10 protein-coding genes are annotated in these 13,280 nt (G+C 72.1%); 5 read left to right on the top strand and 5 right to left on the bottom strand.

The window, feature by feature from the left end; all coding sequences use genetic code 11:
• Positions 1-14: 14 nt before the first annotated feature.
• From N7925_RS13900 to N7925_RS13915, 4 genes are all read right to left on the bottom strand, one after another.
• Positions 15-905: an ABC transporter permease gene (locus tag N7925_RS13900; protein WP_265599933.1), complete on the bottom strand. Its 891-nt coding sequence runs from the start codon at positions 903-905 to the stop codon at positions 15-17.
• Positions 892-1,992 (bottom strand): ABC transporter ATP-binding protein, encoded by a 1,101-nt coding sequence (locus N7925_RS13905; RefSeq protein WP_274344010.1) that lies wholly within the window; start codon positions 1,990-1,992, stop codon positions 892-894. Before N7925_RS13905 ends, N7925_RS13900 begins: the two co-directional genes overlap by 14 nt.
• Before the next feature lie 131 nt (positions 1,993-2,123).
• On the bottom strand, positions 2,124-3,368 hold the full coding sequence (locus tag N7925_RS13910; RefSeq protein ID WP_274344011.1) for a LolA family protein: 1,245 nt from the start codon (positions 3,366-3,368) through the stop codon (positions 2,124-2,126).
• 247 nt (positions 3,369-3,615) lie between these two features.
• A complete protein-coding gene (locus N7925_RS13915; protein WP_274344012.1) occupies positions 3,616-4,626 on the bottom strand; it encodes a polyprenyl synthetase family protein in 1,011 nt (336 codons plus the stop codon).
• Between the two features lie 159 nt (positions 4,627-4,785).
• Between N7925_RS13915 and N7925_RS13920 the strand changes: the two genes are divergently transcribed.
• The 5 genes from N7925_RS13920 to N7925_RS13940 all read left to right on the top strand — a co-directional run bounded on the left by N7925_RS13920 (position 4,786) and on the right by N7925_RS13940 (position 11,124).
• Positions 4,786-6,273 carry a peptide MFS transporter gene (locus tag N7925_RS13920; RefSeq protein ID WP_274344013.1) on the top strand — a complete coding sequence of 496 codons (1,488 nt, stop codon included), beginning with the start codon at positions 4,786-4,788 and terminating at the stop codon, positions 6,271-6,273.
• A 44-nt stretch (positions 6,274-6,317) separates the two neighbouring features.
• Positions 6,318-8,312 (top strand): CocE/NonD family hydrolase, encoded by a 1,995-nt coding sequence (locus N7925_RS13925; RefSeq protein ID WP_265599937.1) that lies wholly within the window; start codon positions 6,318-6,320, stop codon positions 8,310-8,312.
• Positions 8,313-8,474: 162 nt separating this feature from the next.
• Positions 8,475-9,704 carry a fumarylacetoacetase gene (gene fahA, locus N7925_RS13930; protein WP_274344014.1) on the top strand — a complete coding sequence of 410 codons (1,230 nt, stop codon included), beginning with the start codon at positions 8,475-8,477 and terminating at the stop codon, positions 9,702-9,704.
• Positions 9,701-10,399, top strand: a complete 699-nt coding sequence (locus tag N7925_RS13935; protein ID WP_274344015.1) for a GOLPH3/VPS74 family protein — start codon at positions 9,701-9,703, stop codon at positions 10,397-10,399. Before fahA ends, N7925_RS13935 begins: the two co-directional genes overlap by 4 nt.
• Positions 10,400-10,512: 113 nt before the next feature.
• Entirely contained in the window at positions 10,513-11,124 is a 612-nt protein-coding gene (locus tag N7925_RS13940) for a Uma2 family endonuclease (protein WP_265599940.1), read from the top strand.
• 34 nt (positions 11,125-11,158) lie between these two features.
• Here N7925_RS13940 and recQ read toward each other — a convergent pair whose 3' ends face one another.
• Positions 11,159-13,273, bottom strand: coding sequence for a DNA helicase RecQ (gene recQ / locus N7925_RS13945; protein ID WP_274344016.1), 2,115 nt, complete (start codon positions 13,271-13,273; stop codon positions 11,159-11,161).
• Between the last annotated feature and the right edge of the window lie 7 nt (positions 13,274-13,280).

Genomic DNA, 13,280 nt, shown 5'->3' on the forward strand with positions numbered 1-13,280 from the left:
ACCTGCCAGGCCTCTCAGGCCGTGATGTCCTTGGCCGTGAAGCGCGCCCAGGCCGCCGAGCCGAACACCGCGACGTACAGCCCCTGCAGTTGGAAGTTCTTGATCAGGTCGTCCCAGTGGACGGGTTCGCGCAGGACGTCCGCGAAGGACATCCAGTAGTGCGCGAACAGATACGGGTGCACGCCGCTCAGCTGCGGAATGCTGTCCACGATCTGCACCGTGATCAGCAGTCCGACCGTGGCCGCCATCGCCCCGATCCCGCTGCCGGTCAGCGTCGAGACGAACAGCCCGAGCGCGGCGAACCCGGTCAGGGAGACCGCGACGACCAGCGCCGTCAGTGCCGCCCTTACCAGCCCCTCGCCGAAGCTGATGCGGGTCCCGGAGATCGTGGTGACCTCGCCCACCGGGAACAGCAGCGCACCCACCGCCAGCGCCGACGCCGCCACGACCAGGGTCGCGACCAGGCAGAAGGTGAGGACGGAGGCGTACTTCACCAGCAGCAGCCGGGTCCGGCCGGCCGGGGCGACCAGCAGGTAGCGCAGGGTGCCGCTGCTCGCCTCGCCCGCGATCGCGTCGCCCGCGACGACGCCGACGGCCATCGGCAGGAAGACCGGCAGGGTCGCGGCCAGGGCGGCGAAGACGAGGAACAGGCCGTTGTTGGTGACCTGGGCGAGGAACGCCGGCCCCGCCCCGCCGTCGGGGCCGCCCGCCCCACCGCCGCCGCCCGTCTCGATCCGGACCGCGATCCCGATGAGTACGGGCACGGCGGCGAGCACGCCGAGCAGGGCGAAGGTCCGGTGGCGGCGGAGCAGCGTGGTGATCTCGGACCGGAGGATGCCCAGGGTCCACAGCGGGTTGCGGGGGCCCGCGCTCCCCGCAGGTGTGACCTTCTCAGTCTGCGACATCGAATCCCTCTCCCGTGAGTGCGACGAAGGCGTCTTCCAGCGAGCCCCGCTCGACGCCGAAGAAGCGCACCCGCACCCCGCCGGACACCAGCGCCGCGTTGAGGTCGGCGAGGTCCACGGCGGCAGGCGGGGCGTCGGCGGTCAGCCGGTCGCCGTCGGCGCTCAGGCCGGTGAGTCCGTGCTCCTCGAGAATGCGGGCCGCGCCCCCGGGGTCGGGGGTGGTGACGGCGAGCCGGCCCCGGGCGCCCGCGGCGAGGTCGGCGACCGTGCCCTGGACGATCAGGCGGCCCCGGGCCATCACCGCGGCGTGCGTGCAGACCTGCTCGATCTCGTCCAGCAGGTGGGAGGAGAGGAACACCGTGGTGCCCTCGGCGGCCAGCTCCCGGACCAGGGCACGGATCTCGCGCATGCCCTGCGGGTCGAGGCCGTTGGTCGGCTCGTCCAGGACCAGCAGCCGGCGCGGCCGGAGCAGGGCGGCGGCGAGCCCGAGGCGCTGCTTCATGCCGAGGGAGTACGCCTTGGCCTTCTTCCCGGAGGCGGCGGCGAGCCCGACCCGCTCCAGGGCCTCGTCGACGCGGGCCCGGCGAGTACGCGGGTCGGCGGTGGGGTCGGCCCGGTCGTAGCACAGCAGGTTCTCCCGGCCGTTCAGGAAGCCGTACAGCGCGGGCCCCTCGATCAGCGCGCCGACCTGCGGCAGCACCGTGCGAACGGCCCCCGGCATCGGGCGGCCGAGCACCTCCGCGGTGCCGGACGTCGGGGTGATGAGGCCCATCAGCATGCGGATCGTGGTGGTCTTCCCGGAGCCGTTGGGGCCGAGGAAGCCGAAGACGCTGCCGCCGGGCACGCTCAGGTCGAGGCCGTCCACGGCGAGCTGGCCGCCCCGGTAGCGCTTGGTCAGACCACGGGTGCGAATGACCGGACCGGCCTCCTCCGCACCCGCCGCACCCGCCGTACCCGCAGCGCCGGTGCTCGCCGCGTCCGACGCACGCACCGCACCCGCCGTGCCCGCACCGCCCGACGCGGCTCGCGCGCCCGCCTCGGCAGACCCGGCCGATCCGGTCGCCCCGGCCGTTCCCGTCGTCGTCATCCCGGTCGCACCTCTCCCGTCCCGTCCGCACGGCTGGCAGCGCCCCTGCGGCACTGCCGCCCCGCCGCACGGTGCGCGACGGGGCGGGGTGCCCGGCGCCGGTCGTCCGGCAGGACGGGCGCCGGGGTGTCCTACTTGGCGGCGTCGGCGGCGCGGACCAGCGCGTCCTTCGTCACCGCTCCGACGTACACCCTGCCGTCGTCCGTCAGCAGGGCGTTGACCAGGCGCGTCTTGAAGACCGTGCCCGAACCGAACTTTCCGGTGACCTTGTCGCCGAGCGCGTCGAGGAAGCCCTGCGCCTCGGCCGGGACGTCGCCCGAGCCGGCCGTGGGGAGCCCCGTGCCGCCGGGGGTCCTGATCTCGGCGATCGAGGTCCAGCCCTTGCCGATGACGTTGAGGCCCTCGAAGCCGTCCAGCTCGGCCAGTTGCCCGGGGAGGGCCTGCTGCGCCGCGCCGTGCTCGTCCTTGCCGGTCTCCAGCTCGTCGGCCTCGGTCACCTCGGCCCCCTTGGGCGGGGTGAAGTCGAACGTGGACGCGGCGGGCCTGGAGAAGTCGACCTTGGTGAACCCGGCGTCGACCACGGCCTTGCCGCCGCTCGCCGCCGACAGGGTGAACTTCAGCGGTACGCCGTTCTCGGCGTCCACGGCGATACGGACCGAGCCGATCGTCGAACCGGACTGCTTCGGCTTGATCAGCAGCTGGTACGCGTCCCGCCCGGCGACCTGCGCCGTGCCGTCCACGGTGACCGAGGTGGTGTCCCCGGCCGCCGCGAGCGCCTGCTCGGCGAAGTCCTTCGGGGTGGCCGGAGCGCCCTTGGGCGCCTTCGGGGCCTTCTCCGCGTGCTTGCTGCCGTCCCGGCCCTCGGGAGCCTCGGCGTGGTAGATCTCGTCGGACTCGCTGTCGTACGCCCAGACCTCGCCCTGGTTGTGGATGAGGCTGTACTCGGACGCGTCCCCGAGGATGGAGAGCTTCTGCCGCTCCGGACCGTCGGCGGCCACGCGCAGCGTGTGCGTGCCGGACGTCAGCTCCATGAGCTTGTCCTGCGGGTCCGCCGCGCCGCCGTCCTTGTCCCCGCCCGCGCCGCCCGGTGCGAGCGAGCCCGCGAGGCCGTCGAGGGGCAGGCCCAGGTCGGTGCTGATCTTGAACGTGCCGGAGAGCTGCTCCTCGTCGGAAGCGGCGATCTTCTCGATGAGCTGCTGTGCGGTGATCTTCGGCAGGTCCGGGTCGCCGGTGCTGGCGAGCGCCGGGACGAGCCCGATGGTCGCGGCCGCCACCCCCGCGACCGCGACGGGGACGATGTAGCGCGCCGCCTTCCGGCGGCCCACGACAGTGCTCGTGGCCTCGCCGGTGGTCTCTGCGCTGTCGTTCGGTGCCATGGTGTGCCCTACCTCCGTGGTCGGCGGCTTCCGTTGTCAACCATCTGACCAAATAAGGCGGTCCGAAGCGTCAGCCCGGGGAATCAACTCCACGTACTGCTCCGGTATGACAACCGGGAGGGTCGTGTACGTCATCCAGTAGGGGTACGCCCCACCGGACGACGCGCCGTCAACGTCCCGCGCACCACGGCGAGGACCTCGCGCACCACGGCCAGGACCCGGCGCAGGCCGCCGCGGGCAGGCTCTCTCAGCCCGCGCGGTGCACCACCGCGTCGCACAGCTCTTCCAGCGCGGACTTCGCGTACCCCTCGGGCAGCGGTGCGAGCGTGGCGCGCGCCGCCTGGGCGTAGCGCACGGCGTCCTGGCGGGCCTGCTCCAGCGCCGGATGGACGCGCAGCCGGCGCAGCACCTCGTCCAGGGCGGCGTCGTCGCCGAGGTCGCCGTCGAGCAGCTCGACGAGCTCCAGGTCGTCGGGCTCGCCGTCGGCCGCCGCCTGGGCGCGCAGCCGCAGGACGGGGAGCGTCGGGATGCCCTCGCGCAGGTCGGTGCCGGGGGTCTTGCCGGACTCGTGGGAGTCGGAGGCGATGTCGAGGACGTCGTCGGCGAGCTGGAAGGCGATGCCGAGCCGCTCCCCGTACTGGGTGAGGACGTCCACGGTCCGCTCGTCGGCGCCGGACATCATCGCGCCGAAGCGGCCGGACACGGCGACCAGCGAGCCGGACTTGCCGCTGAGGACGTCCAGGTAGTGGTCGACCGGGTCGCGGCCGTCGCGCGGGCCCGCGGTCTCCAGGATCTGGCCGGTGACGAGCCGCTCGAAGGCCTCCGCCTGGATGCGGACGGCCTCGGGGCCGAGGTCGGCCAGGATGTGGGAGGCGCGGGCGAAGAGGAAGTCGCCCGTGAGGACGGCGACGGAGTTGCCCCAGCGGGTGTTGGCGCTGGGCACCCCGCGCCGCACGTCGGCCTCGTCCATCACGTCGTCGTGGTACAGCGTGGCCAGGTGGGTCAGTTCGACGATGACGGCGGCGGGGACGACTCCCGGCGCGCCGGGATCGCCGAACTGTGACGCGAGCATGACCAGCAGCGGGCGGAACCGCTTGCCCCCCGCGCGCAGGAGGTGCTGGGCGGCATCCGTGATGAAGGGCACGTCGCTCTTGGTGGCTTCGAGCAGCCCCGCCTCGACAGCGGCCAGGCCCGACTGGACATCGGCCTCAAGAGCCTGGTCCCGCACGTGCAGTCCGAACGGCCCGACGACGGTCACGAGGGCATCTCCTGTCTGCTGACGATCACACGCAATGTCGATGTGTCGCTGTCTCCCTTAGCAACTTCAGCGTATCCGGTCCGCTATGGATCACCGTGGGCGGCTTCCCATGACCGCCGGTATGTTCGGGATCAGCTCATACGATCAGGAGTCCCCGTTTTGTCGCACAGCACCGCCGGCACCGAGCCGACCAAGCCCCCTCCCGAGGACGACCACGCCTTCTTCGGGCACCCCCGGGGACTGATGACCCTGTCCGGCCTGGAGGTCTGGGAGCGGTTCTCGTTCTTGGGCATGCAGGCCATCCTGGTGCTGTTCTTCGCCGACACAGTGGCGAACGGCGGCATGGACATGGACCCCGGAACCGCCGCCTCCGTCTCCGCCGCCTACGGGACACTGGTCTATCTGGTCTCCGTGGCGGGCGGCTGGCTGGCCGACCGGATCCTCGGCTCGTACCGGGCCGTGCTGTACGGCGGCATCCTCATCGCGTGCGGCCACTACAGCATGGCCGTTCCCACCGACGCCATGACCTGGGTGGGCCTCGGTCTGATCAGCGCCGGAACGGGCCTGCTCAAGCCCAACGTGGCCTCCATGGTCGGCAAGCTCTACCGCACCGACGACGAGCGGCGCGACGCCGGCTTCGCCCTCTACTACATGGGCATCAACATCGGCGCGTTCGCCGGACCGCTGATCACCGGCTGGCTCGGCGACCACGTCAGCTGGCACTGGGGCTTCTCGGCCGCCGCGGTCGGCATGACCCTCGGTCTGATCCAGTACGTGGCGGGCCGCCGTCACCTGGCCGGGCGTAAGCACGCCGCCGAGTTCGCGCTGGCCCCCGACGCGATGCGCCGCGCGGTGCGGCTGATCATCGGCGGGGCCGTCGCGGTCGCCGCGGTGGCCCTGGCGGGCTGGCTGACGATGGACCGGTTCGTCGACGTCCTCACCGTCATCTCGGTGATCGCGCCGATCGTCTACTTCGTGGTGATGTTCCGCTCCCCCCGGGTCACCGCCGAGGAACGCGGCAGGCTCCGCCCGTACATCGTCCTCTTCCTCGGATCCGTCGTCTTCAACTTCATCCTCTTCCAGGCGTACTCCACGATGATGCTGCTCGCGTCGACGAACGCCCGGACCGAGATCCTCGGCTTCACCTTCCCGGCCAGCTGGTACGCCTCCGCGCTCGGCGCCTTCGAGGTCGCGCTCGCCCCGGTCGTCGCCGCGGTCTGGGCGAAGATGGGCCCCCGCCAGCCGCACGCCTCCAACAAGATCGCCTTCGGGGTGATCCTCGGCGGGCTCTCCTTCCTGCTGATGGTCCTGCCGACCTCCGGCCACGCCGACGACACGTACCGCATGGCGGCCTGGTGGATCGTCGGCTCGTACCTGCTGCTCGGGCTCGGCGACATCCTGCTGGAGACGTCCGGAATGTCCGCCACCAGCAAGCTCGCCCCGAAAGCGTTCGCCAGCCAGACGATGGCCCTGTGGTTCCTCTCGCTCGCCCTGGCCAACGGCATCCAGGCCCAGATCGTGAAGCTGTACGGCGAGGTCTCCAACCCCGCCTACTTCGGCGTCAACGGCGCGATCGCCGTGGCGGCGGGCGTGGCGATGATCGCCGCCGCGCCATGGCTGAAACGCACCATGCACCCCGTCCACTGAGCGCGCCTCCGCACCCCGTCGTCGTCCATCGAGGTGACCCACCCATGAACATCACGACCGAGTTCCCGTACGAGACCACCCGCGAGGACGTGTACATCCCGCTCCCCGACGGCACCCGGCTCTACGCCCGGATCTGGCGGCCGCTGACCGACGAACCGGTCCCGGCCCTGCTGGAGTACCTGCCCTACCGGCTCAGCGACTGGACCGCGCCCCGCGACTGGCAGCGCCACCCCTGGTACGCGGGCCACGGCTACGCCTCCCTCCGGGTCGACGTCCGCGGCCACGGCAACAGCGAGGGGCTGCCGGGCGACGAGTACGACGCGCGGGAGCTGGAGGACGGGGTCGCCGTCATCCACTGGCTGGCCCAGCAGGAGTGGTGCTCCGGCCGGGTCGGGATGTTCGGCATCTCCTGGGGCGGCTTCAACTCGCTCCAGATCGCCGCGCTCGCCCCCGAGCCGCTGAAGGCGATCGTCACGGTCTGCTCGGCCGACGACCGCTACGACAACGACGTCCACTACATGGGCGGCTCCGTCCTCGCCGTGGACATGCACGCCTGGGCCGCCACCATGCTCGCCTTCGTCTGCCGCCCGCCGGACCCGGCGCAGGTCGGCGACGAGTGGAAGGAGATGTGGCTGAAGCGGCTGGAGGCCGTCGACCCCTTCATCCACACCTGGCTGGCCCACCAGAGCCGCGACGACTACTGGAAGCACGGCAGCGTCTGCGAGGACTACGGCGCGATCAAGGCGAAGGTCCTCGCGGTCGGCGGCTGGCACGACCCGTACCGGGACACCGTGCTGCGGCTCGTGGAGCACCTGGACCCGGAGCAGGTGCGCGGGCTGATCGGACCCTGGTCGCACCAGTACCCCGACCGGGGGCTGCCGCCGGGGCCTGCGATCGGTTTCCTCCAGGAGACGCTGCGCTGGTGGGACCAGCACCTGAAGGGCCAGGAGACGGGTGTGATGCGGGAGCCGCTGCTGCGGTCCTGGATCAGCGGCTCGCACCCGCCCGCCACGGTGTACGAGACGCTGCCGGGCCGCTGGGTCGGGGACGCGAGCTGGCCCTCGGAGAACGTCTCCCCGGTGGCGTACGCCCTCCAGGGCGGCGAGCGGATCGTCGCCTCGCCGCAGCAGACCGGCGTGGACGCGGGCCGCTTCTTCCCGTTCGGCAACGACGCGGACCTGCCGCCGGACCAGCGGGACGAGGACGCGAAGTCGGTGTCCTTCGAATTCCCCGTCGAGGACGCGCCGATCGAGATCCTCGGCCGCCCCCGGGTGAAGCTCCGCGTCCGGATGGACGTCCCGCGCGGCCAGGCCATCGCCCGGCTCTGCGACGTCGCCCCCGACGGATCCTCCACCCTGGTCACCCGGGGCGTGCTCAACCTCGCGGCCCGGCACGGCCGCGACCGCGCCGACGACTGGCCCCCCGGCGAGACCGAGGACGTGGTCTTCGACCTCAACGGCATCGGGCACACCTTCCCGCCCGGCCACCGCATCCGGCTCGCCGTCTCCTCCTCCTACTGGCCCTGGATCTGGCCGCAGGCCGGCTCGGCGGGCTTCACCCTGGACGCGGACGGCAGCTTCGTCGAGCTCCCGGTCCGCCGCCACACCGAGGACCCGGCGATCACCTTCGGGGAGCCCGAGCAGTCCGAACCGCTCGGCGTGGTCTACCCGGTCACCCTGGAGGAGCCCCGCCCCGAACGCCTCGTCGTCCGCGATGTCGCCAAGGGCGAATGGCGCATGGAGGTCGACCCCCGCTACGGCGGTACGCGGGTCTACCCCGACGGCCTCGAATTCACCGAGGACGCCCTGGAGACGTACACGATCCAGCAGGACGACCCGCTCTCCGCGCGGACCCGGTCCGACTGGCGGATCCGGCTGCACCGCCCGGAGATGGCGTGGGACGTGGAGATCGAGACCCGCTCCGAGATCGCCGCCGACGACCAGGACTTCATCACCTCCAACGAGGTGATCTGCAAGGACGGCGGGGAGGTCGTCTTCCACCGCACCTGGGAGAAGCGCATCCCGCGCACGGCGGGCTGAGCGGCGCGCGGTTTCCCTTCGTCGGGTCCCCCGGTTTTCCGGGGGACCCGACGAACTTTCCGGGCAATGCGCACAGTTGGGGACAGTCGGGGCACTGCCGCTGGGTAGGAGCACCGACGTAACGTGTCCCCCAACGCGACCTGGAAAGCGAGGCAGCACCACATGCCCGAGCAGAGCAGCCCGCTCGATCCGGCCGAGGGCGACCCCTTCGGCCCGCACAACCTTCCGTACGGTGTGTTCTCCACCCCCGACCACCCCGACGACCGCCGGGTCGGCGTCCGCATCGGCAACCACGTCCTGGACGCCGGGGCCGCCGCCCACGCGCTGGGCTCCCCCTACGCGGGGCTGCTCGCGCAGCCGAGCCTGACACCGCTGCTCGCGGCGGGCCGCACCGCCTGGCGGGACGTGCGCCGCGCGCTCACCGCCTGGCTGACGGTCCCCGCCCACCGCGCGGACATCGAGCCGCTGCTGTACCCGGTGGACGCGGTGATCCTGCACCTGCCGTACGAGGTCGCGGATTATGTCGACTTCTACGCCAGCGAGCACCACGCCACCAACGTCGGACAGATCTTCCGGCCGGACGGCGACGCGCTCACCCCCAACTGGAAGCACCTGCCGATCGGTTACCACGGCCGCTCCGGCACCGTCGTGGTCTCCGGCACCGACGTGGTGCGCCCCAGCGGCCAGCGCAAGGCCCCCACCGACCCGGCCCCCGTCTTCGGGCCCTCGGTGAAGCTCGACATCGAGGCCGAGGTCGGCTTCGTCGTCGGCGTCCCCTCCGCGCACGGCACCCCGGTACCGCTGGCCGACTTCCGCGAGCACGTCTTCGGCCTCTCGCTCCTCAACGACTGGTCGGCCCGCGACCTCCAGGCCTGGGAGTACGTGCCGCTCGGCCCGTTCCTCGGCAAGTCCTTCGCCACCTCCGTCTCCGCCTGGGTCACCCCGCTGGAGGCCCTGGACGCCGCCCGCACGGCGCCCCCGGCCCGCGACGTCCCCCTCCTCCCCTACCTCGACGACGCGGCGGACGAGGAGCCGGGCGGCTTCGACATCCGCATCACCGTCGAGATCAACGGGCAGGTGGTCGCCGAGCCGCCGTTCGCCTCGATGTACTGGACGGCCGCCCAGCAGCTCGCCCATATGACGGTGAACGGCGCGTCGCTGCGCACCGGTGACCTGTACGGCTCCGGCACCGTCAGCGGCCCCGAGCCCGCCCAGCGCGGCTCGCTCCTGGAGCTGACCTGGAACGGCCGCGACGCGCTCGAACTCCCCGAGGGCAAGCGGACGTTCCTGGAGGACGGCGACACGGTCACGCTGACCGCCTGGGCCCCCGGCCCGCACGGCACCCGCGTGGGCCTCGGCGACGTGACCGGAAGGATCGTCACCGCGCCATGACGCATGACGCCCCCGCGCTGACGCTGCCGGAAGAGCTGATCCTGCTCGCCCTGGATCCGGACCGGGGCAAGCCGACGTGCGGGGCCCGCGATCTGGCGTACGGGACCGCCGGGGCGGCCCTCGCGGAGCTGGAGATCCAGGGCCGGATACGGGAGGAGGGCGGCCGGATCCAGGTGGTGAACCCGCTGGACCCGGCCGACCCGCTCCTCGCCGCCCTGCTCCGGACCCTGGACCCGCCGGCCAAGGGCCGCCGCCGCCGGGGGATCCGCGCCCGGCGCTGGGTGGGCGAGTACGACCGGTACGTACAGGAGAAGTACCTGGACTCCCTGGTCGAGCGCTCCGTCCTGTCCCGGAAGACCCACCGCTTCCTCGGCGTCATCCCGTACCACCGCCACTACCCGGGCGTGCCGGACCTCGCGCCGGGCGTCCTCGACCGGTTCGCGGCGGCCGAGGCGGCGGGATATCCGGACCACCGCGCCCGGGTGCTGGCAGCCCTGGCCTCCGCCATCGGCCTGGCCGGCGACCTGACCCGCCTCGGCCGCACGGGCCGGACGGTGATGAAGGTCATGCGCCGCTCCGAGTGGACCGCCGCAGCGGTCCGCTACAACGTGAAGCAGCACGAGTCCGGCAACGGCTGGAGCGGCGACAGCGGGGGCGGAGAGAGCGGCGGCTGCGGAGGGGGCGGCGGGGAGTAGGAGAGCGGGCCGGTCAGCGGTGCGTGAGGCGTTCGCACGTTCGGGGGAGCCTTATCCGGTTCCCGGCGGATACGCTGGTCGGGCCCGCGAGACTCCTCCCCATGGGAGCAATGATGAGCATCGAACCCGAGGCCTCCGAGCCGCGGTGGGCGGTCCCGCCCGAGGGCGGCTGGACCGCCGATGACCTGGACACACTCCCGAATCTGCCTCCGCACACGGAGCTGATCGACGGGAGTCTGGTTTTCGTGAGTCCGCAGAGCTTCTTCCACTCGTGGGCGGTTGATTTCTTCACCTGGCACCTGCGATCACTTGCGCCGCCGGAGCTCCAGATTGTGCGTGAGTGCACCATCGACATCGACCGCTACAACCGGCCTGAGCCCGACGTGGCCGTCTACGACAGTCGCGTAGCCCCGACGCCGGGCCAGACCCGTTACCCAGCCGACTCGGTACGCCTGGCCATCGAGGTCGTCTCACCGGAGTCTCGTTCGCGCGACCGGGAAACCAAGCCGGTCAAGTACGCCAGGGTCAAGATCCCCCACTACTGGCGCGTCGAGAATCACGACGGACGCGCCGTGGTCTACGTCTTCGAGCTGGAGCCCGCCACCGGTACGTACACCTCTACCGGGATCTTCCACGACCGGATGAAGGTCGCGGTCCCGTTCCCCGTCGACCTGGACCTCACCGCGATCGACCCAACCACCCCCAGGGCGGCGGACCTGGCATAGGCCCCGCCGCCCCTCCCCCACCGCCCGGTACGCCTCACTCGTACTCGGGCGGTTCCTCGTCCCAGCCGAACTCGGGGTCGCTGTGCTGCGGGGCCGGGACCGCGGCCGGGGCCTGTGTGCGGGCCGGGGCCGCCGCCGGGCGCGACGCGGGCACGGGAGCCGCAGGAGCGGCTACGGGAGCCGGGGCCGCCGGTGCGGGAGCCGGGACGGCCGGTGCGGGAACCTCCGCCGCCGCCCCCGGGGACGTCTGCGCCAGGACCTCCAGCACGCCCTCCCCGTACGTCGCGAGCTTCTTCTCGCCCAGGCCGCTGACGCCGCCCAGCTCCGCGAGGGAGCTCGGGTGCAGCGTCGCGATCTCGCGCAGCGTGGCGTCGTGGAAGATGACGTACGCCGGGACGCCCTGCTCCTTCGCCGTCGCCCCGCGCCAGGCGCGCAGCGCCTCGAAGACCGGGACCGCGGACTCGGGGAGATCGGCGACGGCCGCCTTGCCCTTGGCGCCCTTGGCTCCGCCGGCCGAGGACGACGACCGGGACGTCGGCTTCTTCGGCTCCTTGCGGAGCAGCACGTCCCGCTCCCGCCCCAGGACCGTCGCGCTCTCGTCGGTGAGGACCAGCGTGCCGTACTCCCCCTCGACCGCGAGCAGCCCCTGGGCCAGCAGCTGGCGCACCACACCGCGCCACTCCGCCTCCGCCAGGTCCTCGCCGATGCCGAAGACGGAGAGCTGGTCGTGGTCGAACTGGATGACCTTGGCGGTCTTGCGGCCCAGCAGGATGTCGATGATCTGGCCCGCGCCGAACTTCTGGTTCCGTTCCCGCTTCAGCCGCACCACCGTGGAGAGCAGCTTCTGCGAGACGACCGTGCCGTCCCAGGTCTCCGGCGGAGTCAGGCAGGTGTCGCAGTTGCCGCAGGCGGGGGCCGTGGGCTCCTGGCCGAAGTAGGTCAGCAGCTGCGACCGGCGGCATTGCACCGTCTCGCACAGGGCCAGCATCGAGTCCAGATGAGAGGCGGCCCGGCGGCGGAACGCCTCGTCGCCCTCGCTGCCCTGGATGAGCTTGCGCTGCTGGACGACGTCCTGGAGCCCGTACGCCATCCAGGCCGTCGACGGCTCCCCGTCACGGCCCGCGCGGCCGGTCTCCTGGTAGTACCCCTCGACGGACTTGGGGAGGTCGACGTGGGCGACGAAGCGGACGTCCGGCTTGTCGATGCCCATGCCGAACGCGATCGTCGCGACGACGACGAGCCCCTCCTCGCGGAGGAAGCGCGCCTGGTTGGTGGCGCGGGTCCCGGCGTCCAGGCCCGCGTGGTACGGCACGGCCTCCACGCCGTTGCGACAGAGGTACTCCGCGATCTTCTCGGTGGAGTTGCGCGAGAGGCAGTAGACGATGCCCGCGTCCCCGGCGTGCTCCTCCTTGAGGAAGGTGAGGAGCTGCTTCTTGGGCTCGGACTTCGGCACGATCCGGTACTGGATGTTCGGCCGGTCGAAGCTCGCGACGAAGTGCTTCGCGTTCGGCATGCCGAGGCGGCGGGTGATCTCCTCGTGCGTGGCGTGGGTCGCGGTCGCCGTCAGAGCGATGCGCGGAACGTCCGGCCAGCGCTCGCCGAGCACGGACAGGGCCAGATAGTCGGGGCGGAAGTCGTGGCCCCACTGGGCGACACAGTGCGCCTCGTCGATCGCGAAGACGGAGATCTCGCCCCGGGCCAGCAGGGAGAGGGTGGAGTCCAGGCGCAGCCGCTCCGGCGCGAGGTAGAGCACGTCCAGCTCGCCCGCGAGGAACTGCGCCTCCATCGAGCGGCGCTCGTCGAAGTCCTGCGTGGAGTTCATGAAGCCGGCCCGGACGCCGAGCGCCCGCAGGGCGTCGACCTGATCCTGCATGAGGGCGATCAGCGGGGAGACGACGACGCCGGTGCCCCGCCTGACCAGGGACGGGATCTGGTAGCAGAGGGACTTTCCCCCGCCGGTGGGCATGAGCACGACCGCGTCGCCGCCCGCCACCACATGCTCGATGACCGCGCCCTGCTCGCCGCGGAACGACTCGTACCCGAAGACGCGGTGCAGTGTCCGCCGCGCCTCGCTCTCGCCGCCCGTGTCGGTCTCGCCCTCGCCGCCCGTGTCGATGTCGGTGTCGGTCACCGTCCCGGTCACATCCATGGTCACA

It is taken from the genome of Streptomyces sp. CA-278952 (genome assembly GCF_028747205.1).
Classification (GTDB): Bacteria; Actinomycetota; Actinomycetes; order Streptomycetales; family Streptomycetaceae; genus Streptomyces.